The 19,038-nt window shown below is 74.0% G+C and carries 15 protein-coding genes; 12 read left to right on the top strand and 3 right to left on the bottom strand.

The annotated features are described in order from the left end of the window. Window positions 1–7: 7 nt before the first annotated feature. A complete protein-coding gene (locus ACZ56L_RS10340) occupies window positions 8–961 on the top strand; it encodes a helix-turn-helix domain-containing protein (RefSeq protein WP_401762798.1) in 954 nt (317 codons plus the stop codon). 51 nt (window positions 962–1,012) lie between these two features. On the opposite strand, the gene ACZ56L_RS10335 is transcribed toward ACZ56L_RS10340, so the two are convergent. Further along, a complete protein-coding gene (locus ACZ56L_RS10335) occupies window positions 1,013–2,725 on the bottom strand; it encodes a PHP domain-containing protein (protein WP_468685441.1) in 1,713 nt (570 codons plus the stop codon). Window positions 2,726–3,022: 297 nt separating this feature from the next. Between ACZ56L_RS10335 and ACZ56L_RS10330 the strand changes: the two genes are divergently transcribed. Then, the gene (locus tag ACZ56L_RS10330) at window positions 3,023–4,426 is read left to right on the top strand and encodes a hypothetical protein (RefSeq protein WP_468685439.1); all 1,404 of its coding nucleotides are present in this window, start codon (window positions 3,023–3,025) and stop codon (window positions 4,424–4,426) included. A 183-nt stretch (window positions 4,427–4,609) separates the two neighbouring features. Here the strand turns inward: ACZ56L_RS10330 and ACZ56L_RS10325 are convergent, their stop codons facing one another. Then, complete coding sequence (locus ACZ56L_RS10325) at window positions 4,610–5,830, bottom strand: FAD-dependent monooxygenase (RefSeq protein ID WP_471063086.1); 1,221 nt, start codon at window positions 5,828–5,830, stop codon at window positions 4,610–4,612. Between the two features lie 575 nt (window positions 5,831–6,405). Between ACZ56L_RS10325 and ACZ56L_RS10320 the strand changes: the two genes are divergently transcribed. Genes ACZ56L_RS10320 through ACZ56L_RS10285 form a run of 8 tightly spaced genes read left to right on the top strand, consistent with a single transcriptional unit; the run spans window position 6,406 to window position 15,917 of the window. Beyond that, complete coding sequence (locus ACZ56L_RS10320; protein WP_471063084.1) at window positions 6,406–7,587, top strand: glycosyltransferase; 1,182 nt, start codon at window positions 6,406–6,408, stop codon at window positions 7,585–7,587. Continuing rightward, the gene (locus tag ACZ56L_RS10315; protein WP_471063082.1) at window positions 7,587–9,059 is read left to right on the top strand and encodes a sugar transferase; all 1,473 of its coding nucleotides are present in this window, start codon (window positions 7,587–7,589) and stop codon (window positions 9,057–9,059) included. Before ACZ56L_RS10320 ends, ACZ56L_RS10315 begins: the two co-directional genes overlap by 1 nt. Further along, window positions 9,060–10,487 carry an O-antigen ligase family protein gene (locus tag ACZ56L_RS10310; protein WP_468685428.1) on the top strand — a complete coding sequence of 476 codons (1,428 nt, stop codon included), beginning with the start codon at window positions 9,060–9,062 and terminating at the stop codon, window positions 10,485–10,487. After that, window positions 10,484–12,148, top strand: a complete 1,665-nt coding sequence (locus ACZ56L_RS10305; protein WP_468685425.1) for a lipid II flippase MurJ — start codon at window positions 10,484–10,486, stop codon at window positions 12,146–12,148. Before ACZ56L_RS10310 ends, ACZ56L_RS10305 begins: the two co-directional genes overlap by 4 nt. Continuing rightward, on the top strand, window positions 12,138–12,950 hold the full coding sequence (locus ACZ56L_RS10300; protein WP_380836454.1) for a polysaccharide deacetylase family protein: 813 nt from the start codon (window positions 12,138–12,140) through the stop codon (window positions 12,948–12,950). The genes ACZ56L_RS10305 and ACZ56L_RS10300 overlap by 11 nt, the downstream gene beginning before the upstream one ends. Next, the gene (locus tag ACZ56L_RS10295; protein ID WP_471063079.1) at window positions 12,947–14,083 is read left to right on the top strand and encodes a glycosyltransferase; all 1,137 of its coding nucleotides are present in this window, start codon (window positions 12,947–12,949) and stop codon (window positions 14,081–14,083) included. Before ACZ56L_RS10300 ends, ACZ56L_RS10295 begins: the two co-directional genes overlap by 4 nt. Next, window positions 14,080–14,766, top strand: a complete 687-nt coding sequence (locus tag ACZ56L_RS10290) for a YveK family protein (protein ID WP_471063077.1) — start codon at window positions 14,080–14,082, stop codon at window positions 14,764–14,766. The genes ACZ56L_RS10295 and ACZ56L_RS10290 overlap by 4 nt, the downstream gene beginning before the upstream one ends. A 5-nt stretch (window positions 14,767–14,771) precedes the next feature. Further along, complete coding sequence (locus tag ACZ56L_RS10285; protein WP_471063075.1) at window positions 14,772–15,917, top strand: GNAT family N-acetyltransferase; 1,146 nt, start codon at window positions 14,772–14,774, stop codon at window positions 15,915–15,917. 100 nt (window positions 15,918–16,017) lie between these two features. Here ACZ56L_RS10285 and ACZ56L_RS10280 read toward each other — a convergent pair whose 3' ends face one another. Continuing rightward, window positions 16,018–17,310, bottom strand: coding sequence for a glycoside hydrolase family 26 protein (locus ACZ56L_RS10280; RefSeq protein ID WP_471063073.1), 1,293 nt, complete (start codon window positions 17,308–17,310; stop codon window positions 16,018–16,020). 297 nt (window positions 17,311–17,607) lie between these two features. Here ACZ56L_RS10280 and ACZ56L_RS10275 point away from each other — a divergent pair, with 297 nt between their 5' ends. Both ACZ56L_RS10275 and ACZ56L_RS10270 read left to right on the top strand, forming a co-directional pair. Beyond that, entirely contained in the window at window positions 17,608–18,078 is a 471-nt protein-coding gene (locus ACZ56L_RS10275; RefSeq protein ID WP_471063071.1) for a tyrosinase family oxidase copper chaperone, read from the top strand. 18 nt (window positions 18,079–18,096) lie between these two features. Beyond that, complete coding sequence (locus tag ACZ56L_RS10270; protein ID WP_471063069.1) at window positions 18,097–18,957, top strand: tyrosinase family protein; 861 nt, start codon at window positions 18,097–18,099, stop codon at window positions 18,955–18,957. Window positions 18,958–19,038: the final 81 nt, after the last annotated feature.

Below are 19,038 nucleotides of genomic sequence, written 5' to 3'. Positions count from 1 at the left end.
TCGGCATATGACGAACGAGCTCACCGCCGCAGGCATCGACCCGTTCGACGAGAGCGTCTACCGGGCCGTGCTGACCCGGCGTACCGCGGCCCCGGCCGAACTCGCCGCCGATCTCGGCTGTTCCGCGCTCCGGGCCACCAGGGCGCTGGACCGGCTGCACGACCACGGCCTGGTCGGGCGGCTCGCGGGGGTCCGCCGCCGGTACGCGGCCATCGAGCCGGGGGCCGCGGTGGAGTCCCTGGTGCGGTCCAGGGCCGCGGAGCTGGACCGGGTCCGCTCGGCCGCGGGCGAGCTGTCCCGCCTCTTTGCGGCGGCCCAGTCCGGCGCGGCCGACGAGGAGGAGGTGGAGATCGTCACCGGCCGTGAGGCGCTCGGCCGCTGGTTCGTACGGCTCCAACAGGAGGCGCACGAGGACGTCATGACGCTGGACCGGCCGCCGTACGCCCTGACCACCTCCAACCCGGTGGAGAGCACGGCGCTGGGCCGCGGGGTGCGCTACCGCGCGGTCTACGCCCCCGAGGCGCTGGAGTGGCCCGGGGTGCTCGCCGACATCCGCGCGCTCGTGCGCCGCGGCGAACAGGCCCGGGTGCTGCCGGGCCTGGGAATCAAACTGGCCGTCGCGGACCGCCGGTTGGCGCTGATGCCGCTCTCCCTCGACCTCGACGGCGTACGTGCCGCGGTCATCCGCCCCTGCACCCTGCTGGACGCCCTCACCGACTACTGGGAGCTGTGCTGGAAGCAGGCCCTGCCGTTGGACGCCCCCGCCGAGGACCCGCTCGGCGAGGAGGACCGCCTGGTGCTCACGCTGCTGGTCAGCGGCCTCAAGGACGAGGCGATAGCCCGTCAGCTCGGCTGGTCGGTCCGCACCATGCGCCGGCGGATGAGCCGCCTCCACGACCTGCTGGGCTCGGTCAACCGCTTCCAGGCCGGTGTGGTCGCGGCCCGCCGCGGCTGGATCTGACCTGCCCCGGGACCCCGCGAGACGTCGGCTGCCGGTGTCGCGCCGCCCCTCTCACCGCACGTCCACGAACACCGGGTTGGTGTAGAGCCAGGTGTCGAGCCACGGGTTGCCCTTGCCCGGCTCGTGCGGCAGCGGACCGTGCGGATCGACGCCCGCCCCGAGGAAGCCCTTGCCGTGGCGCCTGCCGTCGCTGCCGCGCAGCCGTACGTAGCACGACCCGTCCGCGCGCCCGAGCGGAATGCGCAGGGTGTACGTGCCCCGGCGGCCCGACACGTCGGCGGTGCGGACGACCCTGGTGTCCGGGGCGTGCCAGTCGTCACGGTCGGCGGCCGGGCCGCGCACCGTGCCGCGGATGACGTCGAGGTGTTCCAGGCGCGGCAGCACGCCGTACGGATTGCGGCGGGACGCCGCGGTCACCGTGACCGTGAGGGTGATCCGTTCGCCGCGCCGCGCCCGCAGCCTGCCGCCGAGGGTGGCGCTGCCGCCGCGCTCGCCGCGCACCTTGACGTCGATGCCGTCGACGAGGTGACCGTGGTCGACCCAGACCCGGCCGGCCCGCAGTCCCGCCATCACGTCCCGGTAGCCGTACCGGGTGACTCCCACGTGCGTACGGCTGAACTGGCCGGGCCAGAAGTCGCCGCCGGGCTGCGGTTCGGCGGTGTCGTACGGGTCGGGGAGGCGGCCGGTGCTGTCGAAGTCCTGTCCCGGGGGCCAGGCTCCGTTGGCCCAGGTGTCCTGGGCGACCCGGTGGACGTCGGAGTTGGAGGTGATGGTGAAGAGCTTGCCCTCCGCCAGCATGGCGTCCCACAGGCCGCCGACGGTCGCGGTCGCCCAGTCGAAGCCGCCGTAGGTGACGTAGGCCTCGCGGGGGTAGCCGGGCCAGGAGTCGGCGGAGGGCGAATTGGTGTACTCGCCGCGGACGTTGGTGTCCGCGTGCCAGCCCGGGATCGCGCCGGCCTGGGCGCCGGGGGCGCCCTCCATGCCGATCATGATGTCGGGCGCGGCGTCGCGCCAGCCGCGCAGTTCGTGCGGCGAGTCGATGCCGAGCCGCATGGGGTGGTTGGCCAGGACGAGCACGTCGTCGACGTACCGGGTGCGACGCTGTTCGGCCAGCCACTTGAGGGCCTTGACCGCGTGCGCCTCGTTGCGCGGGGTGTCGGGGTGCGTGGGGGCGCCGGCCGTGTAGCCGAGCAGCTTGCCGTCGAAGGCTCTCTCGAACCGGGTGAGCAGATCGACCTCGTGCCGGCCCGGCGGCGAGAAGACGGTGCAGTGCTCGGCGCCGGGGATGTACCACTCCAGGCCCTGGAAGATCAGCATGCGCCTGTTCTCGGCGCGTGCCCGCAGGATCTCCCGGTGCTCCCGCGCGGCGCCGAACTCGGCGTGGCCGACGTTGCTGTGCTCGGTGAAGACCATCCAGTCGAGCCCGAACTTCTGCCCGGCCCGGGCCAGTTGGGAGAACGTGTACTTGGCGTCGTGGCTGTAGACGGAGTGGTTGTGGTGGTCGCCGACCAGATAGACCAGGTCGGGGGCGCGACCCTGCCCTCCGCGCCCGTGCCCCCCGTCGCCGTGCCCCCCTCCGGGGCCGTGCCCCCGGGACCCGGTCCCCCGCCCGTCGGCCAGTGCGGCCGACGGCAGCGACGCGGCGGCGAAGGCCGCGCCGAACAGGCCGGCGCGGCGCATCAGCCCCCGGCGGCTGACCGCCTGCGGGTCGAGCGACTCCGCGGGCACCTGGGGGTCGGCCCATTCGGGTACGGGGTGGGACATGCGACGGATCTCCTCGGTGCGGGCGGCGGCGGTCCGTGATTCGGAGGACGCCACCTGGAGGATCTCCGCATTCCGGAACCGCCCGGTGAACCGCGGACGAACGGAAGGGGGCCTTCCGTTAGTCCGTTGAACGGAAGCCGACGGGCCGTTCACCACCGGAGCCGCCGACCCGGCCGTCAGCTTTTTACTCCCGTGTGCTGGACGGCCGCCGCGGGCACAATGGCCGGGAAGGCACGGGGAGCACGAGCGGCGGGGGACGTGCGGGATGGCCGGACGCGTGTGTACGGCGGTGGACCGATGACCGTCTATCCGATCAAATGTCTGCCGCCCGGGGCGCTGCCCGCAGGCGGCGTGCCGGCCTGGTCCGTGGACGGGGGAGGGGACGTCACCCGGTCCGTGGCCGGAAGCGGCGTCGGCGGCTGGCCCGTGGCCGACGCCGAACGGTGGCGGAGGGCGCGGGTCCCCGCCGTGCTCGCCCCGGCCGTGGGCGGCTGGATCGTGGCGGCCCTGGTGGCGGCGGCGTACGTCCTGCTGTTCGGCCTCTCCTCCACGTCCGCGGTCTGGCACGGCGGGCCGGGGGAGGGCACCGACTGGCTGCGGTACCCGGGGATCGTCCTGCTGACCGCCCTGCCGTTCTGGTACCGGTACGTTCCGGTCGCGGCCGTTCCGGCGGCCCTGGCCGTCGCCGTGGAGGCGGGCCTGTCCCTGGCCGGGTCCGGCGCTGCGGATCAGTCGGCGCGGGCCGGAGAGCTGGTCGTCCTCGCCGCCTGCGCCGTCACGGTCACCGGCGGCGGCCTGCGGCTGCGGGCCCGGCGCCGGCAGCGCGCCCTGGCCCTCGCCGCCGCGGGACGACGCCGCTTCCCGCTGCCCGACGGCACTCCGGAATCGGACGGACACCGCGGCCACCGGCACGTCTACCTCGGGCTGGTGCTCTGCCTGGTCGCCGCCGGCATCCTCACCGAGGGCCTGTTCGGGGAACCGACCGGTTCCGGCGTCCCCTACGACGCCGTCGGACAGCAGCGCGTCGCCCTGGTGCTCCTGGTGGCCGGTACGACCTTCTACGGCCACGGCCAGCTCGCCTACCTGGCGGCCCGGCGGCTGCACGGGGAGCCGCAGCCGGCCCTCGTCGTGGGCGTGCGGGAGGGGGCGGACGGACGCCGCTGGGTGTGCGCGGACGCCCGCACCGGCTCGGCGGCCCCGCTGGTCGCGTTCGTCGCCCGCAAGGGCGACACCTGTGCCTTCGCGCGGTCGCTGGGCAGCGGCTCGGCGTACGCGGTGGGCAACGGACACCACGACATCGACCCGAAGCACGAGCCCTTCGAAGCGCTCCTGTACGGCACCCCCGTGGAGGGCGACGAGGTCGTCCTCCTGTACGCCTGCGCCGAATACCACCGCCCTGACGAGATGGGGCAGATGTACGCGACCGTGTCCGCTGTCGCGCTCCGCCCGGACCGCCGCCACCGGCTCGGTCCGTGGCAGCCGGCGGACGGCCCCGCCCGGCAGCGCGAGCGGCTCCGCGAGGCCCAGGAGCGGGCGGAGCGCCACCGGGCGGCACAGCGCGAGGCGGCGGAGCGCCGCCGGAACGCACCGCGCGGTGGCTCGTGGACCCGCTCGACGGGCAGCGGCAGCAGCTCCGGCGGGGGCGGCTGCGGCTCCGGTTGCGGGTCGGGCGACGGCGGCGGCTGCGGGGGCGGCGACTGAGCGGCGGCGGGCCGGTGGGACGCGGGGCGACCGCGCCGGACGTACGGACGGGGCCCGAGTGGCTGTCGGGCCCCGTCCGTGCCCGACCCCCGGGGGAACGGTCCGGCGGTCGCGCATCCGGTCAACGACCGGCGAGCGGAAACGTTGCTGCACTTCTCCCCGTCGACCCGAGCCCTTCACGGCTCATGCGGAGGCGCGCTGCTTTCCCCGCTGTTTCTGCGCCGCGCGTGCGAGGCGGGACCCCAGCCAGCGCTTGCAGCCGCGCATCGCCGGGAGACGGCCCGCGGTGCGGTCGAGGTAGTAGTAGAGCTGCGGCGGCACGTGCGGCAGCAGGGGGGAGTGCCGCTGGCCGAGCAGGGCGAACATCTGGGACGGCGGAAGCCGGAGGTAGCGCGGGAGGTTCTCGTACCACTGGGCGCTGAGGCGGGCCGCGCTCTGTGCCGCGAGGAGGGCGGACTTGCGCCGTTGCTCGTACCCGCGCAGGGCGGCCTCGGTCGTCGGCTCCCTGAGCACGGCGGCGGCGAGCTCGACGGCGTCCTCGACGGCCAGGGTGGTTCCCGCGCCGATCGAGTAGTGCGTCGTGTGGGCGGCGTCGCCCAGCAGCACGAGGTTCCCCCGGTGCCACCGCTCGTTCGTCAGCGTCCGGAAGGTCTGCCAGCGGGTGCGCCCGTCGGCTTCCGCGCGGCCGATCAGCCGGTGGCCGTCCAGCGGCTTCGCGAACAGGGCCCCGAGGAGTTCCAGCGCCTCGCCCTCGTTCGCCGAGTCCAGTCCGAGGCCGCGGTGCGTCTCGGGCGAGCACTCCACGATGAAGGTGCTGCGGTCCGCACCGAACCCGTAGGCGTAGCACCAGATCCAGCCGTGCGCCGTCTCCACGAAGCTGAAGGTGAACGTGTCGAACCGCTTCGTCGTGCCGAGCCAGACGAAGGTGTTGCGGCCGCCGACCGCCGTGGGGCGGAAGTGGCCGGCGAAGCGTTCCCGCAGCGCGCTGTGGACGCCGTCCCCCGCGACGACCAGATCGGCGTCGGGGAGGGGGTCCTCCGGGGACCACTCCCGCTCGAACTCGACGCGGACGCCGAGTGCGGCGGCCCGCCGGGCGAGGATCTCCAGGAGACGATGACGGCTGATGCCGAACCCGCGGTCGCCGTCGTGCACGGTGGTGCGGTCCCCGACATGGGCGGTGCCGCCCCGCCAGCAGACCGAGCCCGCCCGGATGCTCTCGGCGCTCTCGGGGTCGCAGGCTCGGAGCGTGTCGAGCAGTCCGTCCCAGTACGTCACTCCCCAGCCGTACGTCGAACCGGCCGCGTCGCGCTCGTAGACGGTGACGTCGTGAGCCGGGTCCTGCCGTTTCATCAGGATCGCGAAGTACAGGCCGGCGGGACCTCCGCCGACGCAGACAATCCTCACACGTGCTCCCGTTGGGATTCATTGCGACGACGGTGACATTTTGCCGCCGCAGATTAGCAGGCGGGTGTGCCGGGCCGGAGGAGAAACACGCGGGGGCCGAGGTTTTGTCCCTCCTGCCCGACGGAGGCATTCGCTCACGCGTACGAGACTGTCCGCCGAATGGTAGTCAAAGAAGTTTTCGACCGGGTGTATTCGCACGCCTGAGGTGACTTCATATGGGCCGTCTGAGAATGTGCACTCCTATTTTCTTTTTCCGACCGAACCTGGAGTGCGGCCCATGCGAAGACCAGCACGCGTCCGCTCGTTCGCCGACTCGGGCACGCCGGGCCGGTCGTGCAATTCCCCCGACGAAAGCAGGACGTTCCACTGACCGCGCGGTTCCTTCTCGTCCCGCGCGGATCCGCCGGAGAGCCGGCGGGAAAATCAGGCGTGAGTTCCACCGTTCCTTGCGGCCATCAGAAGTAGTTATGGGACCGGAGTGGTTCCGGCTCCTGAGGGCGGTTGCCGAACCGCCCCGGGACTGACGCACAGTTCCTTTCCGATTCGATTCAACTTCACGTACGAAAGGGCTGCCCGTGTTGCAGAAGAATCGGGCCGGGGGCCGTCCGCTGACGGTCCTTCACCTGGTGCAACCGGTGGACGGCGGGGTCGCGCGGGTGGTCGTCGATCTCGTCGGGTCCCAGGTCGGCAAGGGGGTGCGCGCACTTGTGGCCTGTCCGCCCGAAGGGCCGCTCGCCCGCCAGGCGGCCGCGGCCGGGGCGGAGGTGCTGCGCTGGCCCGCCGGGCGCGCGCCCGGCCCCGGGCTGGTGTCCGAGGTGCTGACCGCCGCCGGGCTGATCCGGCGGAGCGCTCCCGACGTCCTGCACGCGCACAGCGCCAAGGCGGGCCTCGCGGGCCGGCTCGCGGCGCGCGGCCGGGTGCCGACGGTCTTCCAGCCGCACGCGTGGTCGTTCGACGCGCTGGAAGGGCGCTCCGCGGCCCTGGCCCGCCGGTGGGAGCGCTACGGCGCGAGGTGGAGCACCGCCATCCTGTGCGTCAGCGAGGCCGAACGGCGCGTCGGCGAAGCGGCGGGCATCGTGGCCCGCTGGTCGGTCGTCCGCAACGGCGTCGACCTCGGCCGGTTCGGCGCCGACGGCGGCACGGGGGGCCGTGCGGCAGCCCGCTCCCGCGTGCCGCGGCTCGCCGGGCTCGCGCCCGCCGCTCCGCTGGTGGTCTGCGTCGGCCGTGTGTGCCGCCAGAAGGGACAGGACGTCCTGATGCGGGCCTGGCCGGAGGTCACCCGGTCGTTCCCCGGCGCGCGGCTGGCCCTGGTGGGCGACGGCCCCGACGCCGCGGGACTGCGGGGATCGGCCCCGCCCGGTGTGCTGTTCGTCGGCGCGGTCACCGACACGCGGCCGTGGTTGCAGGCGGCCGACGTCGTGGTACTCCCCTCGCGCTGGGAGGGGATGGCCCTCGCCCCCCTCGAAGCAATGGCGTGCGGAACCCCCGTCGTGGTGACCGACGTCAACGGCGCGCGCGAGAGCCTGCCGCCGGGCAGTGAGCCCCACTGCCTCGTGCCGTCGCAGGAACCTCCCGCGCTCGCGGCCGCGCTGACCGCGCTGGTGGCCGACCGCGCGCTGCGCGAGGACCTGGGACGGCGCGCCCGGGACCACGCCCGGGCGGCGCACGACGTACGCACCGCCACCGCGGCCGTGCTCGACCTCTACCAGGAAGTCCTCGGCTCGCCCCGACCCGCAACGAGGGAGTGCACCCAGTAATGACGACAGAGAGTGCGCCCGTGCCGCACGCCTCTTCCAACGCGGCCGTTCTCAGCCCGATCCGGCTCCACGAGCCCCGCAGATCCACGCGGCGCCGTCCGGCCGCGCCGTCCCCCGGTACGCCGCGTGGGCACGGCCAGTTCGCCGGTCGGGTCACCGGCGACGTGCTCGCCCTGACGGCCGCCCTGGTGCTGGTTCCGGACCTGAGCAGGCCGTGGCCCGTCATCCTGCCGCTCGTGGCCGGGCAACTGCTGGCACTGGCCTGCCGCGGTCTCTACCGCCCCAGGCTCTCCCCTTCGGCGCTCGCCGAGTTCCCCTTCCTGTTCGGCCTGGCGCTGGTGCAGTGGCTCGTCACCACGGAGGCGCTCGCCGCGTACCACCCGCGGTACGGCTCCGGCTGGGCGGCCCCGGTGTGCGCGGCGGCCCTGCAGGCCGTACTGGTCTGCGGGGGGCGGGCCGCGACGTACGGCCTGAACCGCCGGTGGGCGGCCCGCCACCCCCAGTCGACGCTCGTCGTGGGCGGCGGCCCGCTCGCCCAGCGCGTCACCGCCGCGCTGCACGAGCACGCCGAGTACGGCATGCGGCCGGTGGGCCAGGTCGACGACCACGCGGCCGAGCCCCCCGCGGCGGATACCCCCGCGCTGCCGGTGCTCGCCACCCCGCAGGACATCAGCCGTGCCGTCGTGCAGGCCGACGTCCGGCACGCCGTCTTCGCCCGCCCCCTCGCGCCCGGTGGGCAGGGCGAAGAGCTCGTCGGGCTGCTCGCCGGTCACGGCTGTCGCCTCTGGGCCGTCGACGGCCCCGCCACGACGTCCGCCGGTCCCGGCACCGCGGTGGGCTCCGACCACCTCTGGGGATTCTCCGTGCGCGCACTGACCCCCCGGGGCGACTCGGCGGCGCAGACCGCCAAGCGGGCGATGGACGTCGTACTGGCCGCCCTCGTCCTGACTCTCGCGGCGCCCGTGCTCGGAGCCTGCGCACTCGCCGTCCGGCTCGCCGACGGCCCCGGTGTGCTGTTCCGTCAGGAACGCATCGGACGGCACGGCCGCCCCTTCCTCCTCCTCAAGTTCCGCACCCTGCGGCCCGTCGACGAGCACGAGTCGGACACCCGCTGGAGCGTCGCCCTCGACCAGCGGATGAGCCCGGTCGGCCGGCTGCTGCGCCGCACGTCGCTCGACGAGCTGCCGCAGTTGTGGAACGTGCTGCGCGGCGACATGAGCATGGTCGGCCCCCGGCCCGAACGCCCCTACTTCGTCACCAAGTTCCGCCAGACCTACCCCGGCTACCAGGCCCGCCACCGGGTGCCCGTCGGAATGACCGGCCTCGCCCAGGTCAACGGGCTGCGCGGCAACACCTCGATCGAGGACCGCGCCCGCTTCGACAACCACTACATCGAGACCTGGTCGCTCTGGCAGGACCTGTGCATTCTGCTGCGCACCGCCACCTCGCTGTTCCGGCACGGAGGCAGTTGAATGAACGTCTCTTCCCCGGCCGCTCCCGCGCCGCGTCCCGCGGTGCCCGCGGCCGTCCTCGGCGCGGCGGCCCGCTGGTGGCCGCTCCTGCCGTTAGTCGTGACCGTGCTGCTGATGGCCGCCCCCGTACGGAGCGAAGGGACGGGCGGGGGTCCGCACGTCTCCCCGGCCGACATCGCGTCGGGAGCCCTGGTGGCCTGCGCCCTGGGCCGGGCGCTGCGCCGCAGACTGCGGCCGCTGACGCCGGCGGCCGCGGTCGTCCTGGGCGCCCCCGTGGTGGCACTGGCGGTCGCCACGGTCACCTCGGCCGATCCGGCCCTGAGCCTGACCGGGTTCGTCCGCTACCTCCAGGTGTTCGTCCTGGTACCGCTGGCGGTGGTCCTCCTGGTCCGGGACGCCCGGGACTTCCGGGTCGTCATCGGCTGTCTCGCCGTGCTCGCCCTCGTGCAGGGCGCGGTCGGCGTCCACCAGTACGTCACCGGAACGGGCGCCTCCTACATGGGGGAGGACATCCGCGCGGTGGGGACCTTCGGGCCCTCGGACGTGATGGGGATGGCCACGGTCGTCGCCTACGGACTGCTCGCCGCGGCGGCCCTCGCGCTGCGCACCTCCCCGGACGCCCCCGCGTGGCTGCGTCCGGCGGCGTCGGCCGCGGCCGTGGCGCTCGTCGTCCCGCTGGCGCTGTCCTTCAGCCGCGGGGCCTGGATCGCCACCGTCGTCGCCGGCGCCGCGGTCCTCCTGCTGGCCGGCCGGCGCCTGGCACTGCGCGCCGTCGCCGTCCTGGTCCCCGCCGCGGTGGTCCTCGTGGCGGGCTTCGGAATCGGCTCGGAGATGATCGCGCAACGCCTCACCAGCATCACCCAGGTGACCGACGCCCCCGACCGGTCCGTCAACGACCGGTACACCATGTGGGCCGCCGCGACCGGCATGTGGCGGGAGCAGCCCGCCGCCGGGGTCGGTCTCAAGGGCTTCCCGGCGCACCGCGACGGGCACGCCTCGATCGGCCTGTCCTCCGGCAGCGACACCGCGGGCGCGGGGCAGGGCTTCCACAAGCAGCCGCTGCTGTCGCCGCACAACATGTACCTGCTCGTCCTCAGTGAGCAGGGCCTCATCGGTCTCACCGTCTTCGCCGGCGGCTGGGCCGCGGTGCTGGTGTGCGGGGCACGCCGCCTGTTCCCCGGCCGGGGGCGGGCGGTGACCGCCGCGGACTGCGGGCTGGCCGCCGTGGGCCTGACGCTCTGGCAGGCCGTCGACTTCCTGTACGCCGACATCGGCGGCCCCTCGACGGTCCTCACCGGCATCGTGTTCGGGCTGGGCGCCCGGTGGGCACTGGCGGGCCCGGACCGCCGGACGAGCGGCGCCGCCGTACCGGCGCGGGCCCGGGTCGCGGACGCCGCGGCCGGCCGGGAAGCGAGGGCCGCCGGATGAGTGACACCAGAGCCGCCACCGAGCCGCCCGACGAGGTGCGGCCCCCCGCCGCTCCCCCCGCACCCGCCGACGGGGCCGGGCCGCCCCCGCTCGGCCGCCTGCTGGTCCGCGCGGCGTGGGTCACCGCCGCGCTGACCGCGGCCGGTTCACTGCTCGGTCTGGTACGCGACCAAAGCATCGCGCACCTGTTCGGCGCGGGGGTCGAGAGCGATGCCTTCCTGATCGCCTGGACCGTCCCCGAGATGGCCGCGACGCTGCTCATCGAGGACGCGATGGCGCTGCTCCTGGTGCCCGCCTTCAGCTACGCCCTCGCCCGGCGTGCCGCCGCCGTCCCGGACGGCGCCGAACCCGATCCGGTGCGGGTGCTGGTGGCCGCCACCTTCCCCCGCCTCTTCGGCCTGCTGGCCTGCGTCGCCGGGCTGCTGGTGCTCGGAGCGCCCTGGGTGGTGCGCGTGCTCGCCCCGGGTTTCGCCGACCCGCAACTGGCCGTCGACTGCACCCGGCTCACCTCGGTCACCGTCCTCACCTTCGCCCTCACCGGGTACTGCAGTGCGGGTCTGCGCGCGCACGGACGTTTCCTCGCCCCGGCCGGGGTGTACGTCGCCTACAACATCGGTGTCATCGCCACCATGTTCGCCCTGCACGCCGTGTGGGGGGTGCGCGCCGCCGCCGCGGGGGTGGCGCTGGGCAGCCTGCTCATGATCCTCGTCCAACTGCCGGGATTCGTCCGGCTGGTGGCCCCGGTACGCGCGGCGCGCGGCACACGCCGACGGGCCGCCCGGCCCCGCGCCGCGACCGTCCGTCATCTGGGGCTCGCCCTGCTGCTGCCGGTCGTCGCCTTCACCGTCAGCCGGCAGTCCCAGGTGCTGGTCGAGCGGTTCTTCGCCTCCGGGCTGCCGGCCGGCGCGATCTCCCACCTGAACTTCGCGCAGAAGGTCGCCCAGATCCCGATGGTGCTGTCCCTGATGATCTGCACGGTCACCTTCCCGGCCGTCGCCCAGGCCATGGCCGGCGGCGACCTGGACCGCGCCCGCCGCCGGGTCGAACGCGACCTGGGGCTGGCCGGGGCCATCGTTCTCCTCGGTACCGCGCTGGTCGTCGGCTACGCCCCGCAGATCATCGAAGTCCTCTTCCAGCGCGGGGCGTTCGGACCGAAGGACACCGCGGCCACCGCCATGGTGATGCGGGTGTACGCACTGGGTCTCCTCGGCCACAGCCTGGTGGGGGCCCTCGGCCGACCGTTCTTCTCCGCGGCCCGCCCCACCTGGTACCCGGCCGCCGCCATGGGCACCGGGCTCGCCGTGACCACGCTGGCGGGCGCGCTCGCCGTGGGCGCCTGGGGGGTCTACGGGATCGCCGCGGCCAACGCCGTGGGCATCACCACCACGGCCCTGCTGCTGCTGGCGGGCATCCGCTCGCGGGTCCTCCCCCTGGACGTGCGCGGGGTCAGCCTCGCCATAGCAAGGCTGGCCGTCGCCGCCGCGGTGGCCGCCGCGGCCGGCTGGGCGGCCGCGCCCCTGCCCGACCACCCGCTGCCCAGTCTCCTCGTGGGCTGTGTCCTGGTCCCCGTCGTCTTTGTCCTCACGGGGCTGGTGGTCAGGGCCCCCGAAGTCGTCCACCTGCTGGCTCTCATCCGACAGAGGTTCACCCATGACCGCTGACCCGGCTGCCCGGGGCTTCCGCCCGACCAGACCTCCCGCCCCCGCACCGCGGGCCGCTCCTCCGTGGATCCTGATGTACCACTCGGTGGCGGACCCGACCGACGACCCGTACGGCATCACCGTCGCCGCCCACCGCCTCGACCACCACCTGCGCTGGCTGCGCCGCCGGGGGCTGACCGGCGTCGGCGTCGGCGCCCTGCTGCGGGCCCACGCGGCCGGTCGCTCCCGCGGGCTGGTCGGGCTGACCTTCGACGACGGGTACGCGGACTTCCTGCACGCGGCCCTGCCCGCCCTGCGACGGCACGCGTGCACCGCCACGGTCTTCGTCCTGCCGGGCCGCCCCGGCGGGTCCAACGAGTGGGACCCGCTCGGCCCGCGCCGGGCACTGCTGACGGAGAGCGGCATCAGGGAGGCCGCCGAGGCGGGGATGGAGATCGGCTCCCACGGGCTGGTGCACCGCGACCTGACGCGCGCGACCCGCGAAGAACTGCTGGCGGAGACGCGGCACAGCCGGGCCCTCATCGCCGACCTGACCGGCAGGCCGCCCGAGGGGTTCTGCTACCCGTACGGCGTCTTCGACCGCAGGGTGGCCGCCGCCGTGCGCGAGGCGGGCTACTCCTACGGCTGTGCCATCGACCCGGGTCCGCTGACCGGCGTCTTCGCGCTGCCCCGCACCCACATCAGCCAGGCCGACGGCGCCGGACGCCTCTGGGCGAAACGGCTGCGCCCCCGCCGGGGGCGGCTGACCTCCCTGCCGCCCGCCGTCGCCGCCCGCCCCGCCCAGGTCGGCGGCCGACGGTGAGGGTGCTGCACATCATCACCGGACTCGGCATGGGCGGCGCCGAACAGCAGTTGCGGCTGGTGCTCCGTCACCTCCCGGTGCACTGCGACGTCGTCACGCTCACCAACCCCGGCCCGGTGGCCGACGGGCTGCGGGCGGACGGGGTGCGCGTCACCCACCTGGGGATGAACGGCAACCGCGATCTCACCGCGCTCCCGCGGCTGGTCCGGCTGATCCGCGCGGGCCGTTACGACCTGGTCCACACCCACCTCTACCGCGCCTGCGTCTACGGCCGGATCGCGGCCCGTCTCGCGCGCGTCCGGGCGAGCGTGGCCACCGAGCACTCCCTGGGGCGCGCCGAGATCGAGGGCCGTCCGCTGAGCCGCGGCACCCGCGCGCTCTACCTGGCCACCGAGCGGCTGGGGGCGGCGACCGTCGCCGTCTCCGGGACCGTCGCCGCACGGCTGCGTGCCTGGGGCGTCCCCGCCGCCCGCATCCACGTCGTGCCCAACGGGATCGACGCCGCCCGGTTCCGCCACGACAGCGCCGGCCGCGCCGTCACCCGTATCGCTCTCGGCCTTCCGCCGGACACCTTCGTGGTGGGCGGGGTGGGCAGGCTCGTGCCGGGCAAACGCTTCGACGTGCTGGTGCGCGCGGTGGCCGCACTGCCTGGCGCTCACCTCCTGCTGGTGGGCGAGGGCCCCGAGCGCGAAGCGCTGCGCGCCCTCGCGGTGCGGCTCGGGGCAGCCGGACGGGTTCATCTGCTCGGCGAGCAGGGCTCCGCGGCGGGCCCGGGATCTCCCGGCCTTCCCGCCCTGCTCGGCGCCATGGACGTCTTCGTCTCCACCTCGCGCGAAGAGGCCTTCGGGCTCGCCGTCGTGGAGGCGCTGGCCGCCGGCCTGCCGGTGCTGCACGGCCCCTGCCCCGCGATCGAGGACCTGCCCGCGGATCTGGCGCCGGGCGCGGTGCGCATCAGCGGCGAGCCGGACGAACTGACCTCCGTCCTGCGCGTCCACCGGGTTTCCGGAGCCCGTCGGCTGGACCCGCCTCCCGCCGTGGGCCACTACGACATCGCGCGCAGCGCGGCCCACCTCATGGGTGTCTACACCCACGTCCTTTCCCCCGCCCGGCCGACCGAGAGAACACGCCCATGACCGAGACGCCCGAGCAGCAGAACGCCGCCGCCCCCAAGAGGTTCCCCGGCCGGCGGTTCCTGACCCTGCCGCCGCCCCTGCCCGCCTGGTGGCCGGTGCCCGCCTGCGCCCTCCTCGGCGCGCTGTGCGCGGGTTCCTACGGGATGCTCCAGGAAGCGGAGTACCGGTCCACCGGCTACGTCGTCGCGGCCCCCGAGAAGGACGCCTCGCCCGAAGCGGCCCTCGGTTACGCCCAGGCGTACGGGCGGATCTCCACCAGCGACTCCATGCTCTCGTACGCGAGCGCGACCGCCGGAGTCCCCGCGGCGTCCCTGCGCGCCCGGGTGCAGACGGAGACCTCGCCCGACGCGCCGATGATCGCGATCACCGGCACCTCCGGCACCCCTGCCGAGGCCGCCGACATCGCCAACGCCGTGGCCGACGCCCTCCTCGTCAACAGCGGCGGGATGGCGGAGAAGACCGGAGTCAGACTGGTCACCTTCACCCGCGCGGTCGCCCCGCTGGCCTCCTCCTCCCAGCCCGTGCCGCTCACCGCGGCCGTGGGCGCCTGCGCCGGCGGCCTGATCGGCGGAATCCTGCTGCTCGTCCGGCCCCGGCGCCCCCGCCGGACGTCCGCTTCCCCGTCGGTGCCCGCGCCCGCGCACACCACCGACCACCTCGGCATCGAACAGGCACGGGTGTGACGCACATGAACCAGCACACACTGCGGACCACCCTGTGCCGCGACCCGCAGCACTTCGCGCGGCTGCGCACCGAGTGGAACGCACTGCACCGTCGCTGCGCCGCGGCGACCCCCTTCCAGGCCCACGCCTGGCTGAGCTCCTGGTGGCACTCCTACGGCGACCGGGGGCAGTTGCGCGTCGTACTGGTTCGGCGCGGGGACCGGCTGGTCGCCGCGGCGCCGCTGATGCTCGTGCACCGGCCGATGCCCCTCCTCGTCCCCGTCGGCCTCGGCATCTCCGACTACTTCGACGTGCTGGTCGACGACGAGGAGACGGCGGACGCCCTGCGCGCCCTGCGGCACGGCCTGGAGCGGGCCGCGCCGCACGCGGTGATCGACCTGCGGGAGGTGCGGCCCGGGGCGGCGGCCGAGGAACTGTACGAGAGCTGGCCCGGGGCCCGCGACCGTTTCCAGGACTCCACCTGCATGGAACTGCCCGCCTCGCCGATCGACGAACTCACCCGGCGGATGGCGAACAGCCGGGCGCAGCGCGTCCGCGCCAAGCTCCGCAAGATCGACGCGCTGGGGATCGAGAGCCGTACGGTCGCGGCGCACGAGGTGCCGGGCGCGGTCGGCCACCTGCTGCGCCTGCACGAACTGCAGTGGCGGGGCAGGGGGGTCAACGTCGAGCATCTGCGGCCGAGGTTCGCCGCGCACCTGGTGCGGGCCGCCGGGCCCATGGTGCGCGACGGCGACGCGGCGATCACCGAGTTCCGGCTGGGCGGAGAGGTTGTCGCCGCCAAGCTGACCGTGCACTCGGGCGGGCTGACCGGCGGCTATCTCTACGGCGCGGACCCGGTGCTCAGGGAGAAGAAGGTCGACGTGACAGCGATGCTGCTGCGCCACGACGCGCACCTGGCGGCGGGCTCGGGCAGCGGTGTGCTCAGCCTGCTGCGGGGTGCGGAGACGTACAAGGACCACTGGCGGCCCCAGCCGGTGGTGAACAGCAGACTGCTGCTGGCCCGGTCGGCCCTCCGGCCGCTCCTGCGGCTGCGCGCGGCACAGGTGGCCTCGCGGAAGCGGGCCGTCAGGACCCTCGTGGAGCGACTGCCCGCCTCGCGTGAATGGCACGCGCGGTGGCAGAGCAGGCAGGCGGACGCCTCCGCGCGCTGAATCCGTCTGCCGGCGGTCGCGCGGGGCACCGTGCTTCTCCGGCCCCTCCCGCCCGGCCCCCGCGCATCCGCGGGGGCCGGGCGGGGCCGCACCCGGGCGGCTAGCGGCCCGGGCGCCAGTCCCTCACCGATGCGGGGCAGATCCGCAGGTTGGGCAGCCAGCGCCGCAGCCACTCGTCCGGCTGCCAGGGCAGACACCAGTCGTCCTGGTTCGGCTCGGGCCATTCCGGAACGGTCGGCTTGGGCGGCACCGGTGTCGGCTCGGGCGGCACCGGCGTGGGCTCGGGCGGCACCGGTGTGGGCTTGGGCGGCACCGGTGTGGGCTTGGCGGTCAGCTTCGCGCGGAACACCTCGGACGACTTCGGGTTCTCGGAGCACTGCCAGACACCATGCGGACAGTAGTCCGTGATGGTCTGGTAGAGCGGTTTGTGCTGCGCGATCCAGTCGAGCATGCGCCGCATGTACTCGGGGTTGTCCCCGTTGCGGAAGAGCCCCCACTCCGGGTACGACGTCGCCTTGCCGTGGGCGGCGGCGAAGTCCACCTGGTGCTGGAGGCCGTACGGGGCGCGCACCTGCTCGTCGAAGGTCTCACCGGGCGGCTGGTCGTAGGAGTCCATGCCGATGATGTCGACCACGTCGTCACCCGGGTAGCACTTGGTCCAGGGGACCGCGTCCCGGCCGCGGTTCGGAGCGAAGTCGAAGCGGAACTTCTGGCCGGGGACGGACCGCATGGTGGCGACGATCCCCCTCCAGTACTTCTTCCAGTCCCTCGGGGAGGGCCCGCAGCGGTGGGTGTACGTCGTGCCGTTCATCTCCCAGCCGAGAACGATCACCGTGTCCGGTACTCCCGAGTTCACCAGGTTCTCGGCGAGCCGCAGGTAGTGCTCGTTGAAGTCGCCGCGTGCGCCGGCGCGCAGCAGGGAGCGGACCCGCCGGTCGGAGACGTGGTCCTCGTTGCCCTCCTGCATCGGCACGTTGAGGACGAACAGCCGCTCAGGGGCGCCACGCCGCCACTTCGCCCACGCACGCAGGAACTCGGGCCTGCCCTCGATGTTGGACCAGAGGTCGCCGGGCAGGTACGTGTGGCCGACGGTGAGTTCGGTGCCGCCGAGCCAACGCGACAACTCCTTCATCCGCCGGACACCGGCCGGACCGTAGTGCAGATAGGCCCCGAGAGCGGCGCTCGGCCGTCCTCTCTCCTTGTCGGCGGCGGCCGCCGGAGGACGGGGATCGGTGTCCGCGGCGGTACGCGTCGCGGACGAGTGGACAGAAGCGCGGGCCGTTCCGGGCGCCTTTTCCACCAGCGGCCCCCCTGCCGCGCTGCCCGTGGCAGCGAACAGGCTGACGGAAATCGCCCCGATCGAAATTGCGGTCAGATTCCGCCGTGCTGCCATGTGCTCCTCCGCGCCGGTGTGTCGTTCATGTTCTTGACACTAGGCAGAAAGTCACACATACACCTCCGTGAGGGTCCGTCAGTAGGACCATTGGTGAAACCCGCGAATACATTCCGGGCCAGTCGGGTGATATTCGGCGCGGCGAGGTCCGTCTCTCCCGGAGTTCTCCCGCCGGGCCGTCCGCCACGGCCGCCTGCCCGCCCGGCACCGGCGGGACCGCCGCCGTCTGGCGAGACCGTTTCGCCGGCCTGTCGTTGACCACTGCGGCAACAGGTACGAACGGAATGGAGAACGAGCATGAAGACACCCACGGGGCACGGGGCCGGGCGGCCGGGCACCGCCGCCACGCCCGCCCTGACCGCTCGTCGTGCGGTCCTGCGTACGGTGTTCGGCGCCGGTGTGGTCGCCGGGACCGCCGCGGCGCTCGCACCCGTCGTCGGAAAGAGGGAAGCCACCGCCGGCCCGCACCACGGACCGGCCTTCCCGGCAGCGGGCTTCAGCGAGATGTACCGCGGCCGCCTCATCGAAGGGACGGCGCCGAGCGGGCGGGTGAGCCCGCTGGCCGCCCTCGCGGAGTCGGACACTCGGCATCCCCCCGAGGTGCGCGTCGACGGCCGGCCCCTGCACCTCATGAGGTGCGCGGACGGCAGCTACCTGAGCGTGGTGAACCACTACGAGTCGTTCCCGACGCCGCTCGCCGCCGCCCGCGCCGCCGTCGACGACCTGGGGCCCGCCCAGTTGTCCCGGACCCCCCTCCACACCAACTGAGACAGGACGGCCGGCCCGGTGCACACCCGCAAGAACCAGCGGAATCTGAACCGCACAGAGAAGCGCCGCCTGGTTGCCGCACTCCTGGAACTCAAACGTTCCGGCCGCTACGACGAATTCGTGTCCCTGCACGGCGAGTTCTACAACGCCGACGGCGACAAAGGTCCCCGTGTCGCACACATGACCCCGTCGTTCTTCCCCTGGCACCGCCAGTTCCTGCTGGAATTCGAACGAGCCCTGCAGGCGGTCGATCCGAGCGTGTCCGTCCCCTACTGGGACTGGACCACGGACAACACGCCCGCGGCCTCGTTGTGGGCGGAGGACTTCCTCGGCGGCAACGGCAGGACCGCCGACCAGCAGGTGATGACGGGACCCTTCGCCTACGCCAACGGCAACTGGCGCATCGAGGTCTCGGTCACCGAGACCCCCCACCTCACCCGGAAGTTCGGTGGGCGCGGAGGCACGGTGACCCTGCCCACCAAGAACGACGTGGCCCGGGCGCTCCAGGATCCGCTGTACGACGCCGCCCCCTGGGACAGCACCGCGTCCAGGGGCTTTCGCAACAAGATCGAGGGGTGGGCGGCCGACGGGGTCGGCAAGGGGAACAACCACAACCGGGTGCACCAGTGGGTGGGCGGCATGATGCTGGGCGCCACCTCCCCCAACGACCCCGTCTTCTGGCTGCACCACGCGTTCATGGACCTGCTCTGGCAGCGCTGGCAGCAGCAGCATCCCCGCTCCGGCTACCTGCCGGCCGCCCCCCTCCGGGCGGGCGACCCGCAGCGGGGCCGGGTGTACGGCCTGCACGAGAAGATGCCGCCGTGGGACACCACGCCGGCCCAACTGCTCGACCACGGCAACCTGTACCGGTACGCCTGAGGCCGGTGGCGGCCACGGCCCCGCCGCGCGCACGGGCCAACGGCATGGGCCAACGAACGCGGCCTCCCCGACCATGTCGGA

The organism is Streptomyces sp. NPDC039736, assembly GCF_055596485.1.
The sequence above is the reverse complement of the archived record's forward strand: the minus strand, read 5'-3'. Positions and strand labels throughout refer to the sequence as shown.

Coding starts and splice junctions, on each gene's coding strand:
- ACZ56L_RS10330 (WP_468685439.1), top strand. CDS start 3,023: ATGACCGTCTATCCGATCAAATGTCTGCCGCCCGGGGCGCTGCCCGCA.
- ACZ56L_RS10315 (WP_471063082.1), top strand. CDS start 7,587: ATGACGACAGAGAGTGCGCCCGTGCCGCACGCCTCTTCCAACGCGGCC.
- ACZ56L_RS10305 (WP_468685425.1), top strand. CDS start 10,484: ATGAGTGACACCAGAGCCGCCACCGAGCCGCCCGACGAGGTGCGGCCC.
- ACZ56L_RS10280 (WP_471063073.1), bottom strand. CDS start 17,310: ATGGCAGCACGGCGGAATCTGACCGCAATTTCGATCGGGGCGATTTCC.
- ACZ56L_RS10335 (WP_468685441.1), bottom strand. CDS start 2,725: ATGTCCCACCCCGTACCCGAATGGGCCGACCCCCAGGTGCCCGCGGAG.
- ACZ56L_RS10285 (WP_471063075.1), top strand. CDS start 14,772: ATGAACCAGCACACACTGCGGACCACCCTGTGCCGCGACCCGCAGCAC.
- ACZ56L_RS10340 (WP_401762798.1), top strand. CDS start 8: ATGACGAACGAGCTCACCGCCGCAGGCATCGACCCGTTCGACGAGAGC.
- ACZ56L_RS10310 (WP_468685428.1), top strand. CDS start 9,060: ATGAACGTCTCTTCCCCGGCCGCTCCCGCGCCGCGTCCCGCGGTGCCC.
- ACZ56L_RS10290 (WP_471063077.1), top strand. CDS start 14,080: ATGACCGAGACGCCCGAGCAGCAGAACGCCGCCGCCCCCAAGAGGTTC.
- ACZ56L_RS10300 (WP_380836454.1), top strand. CDS start 12,138: ATGACCGCTGACCCGGCTGCCCGGGGCTTCCGCCCGACCAGACCTCCC.
- ACZ56L_RS10275 (WP_471063071.1), top strand. CDS start 17,608: ATGAAGACACCCACGGGGCACGGGGCCGGGCGGCCGGGCACCGCCGCC.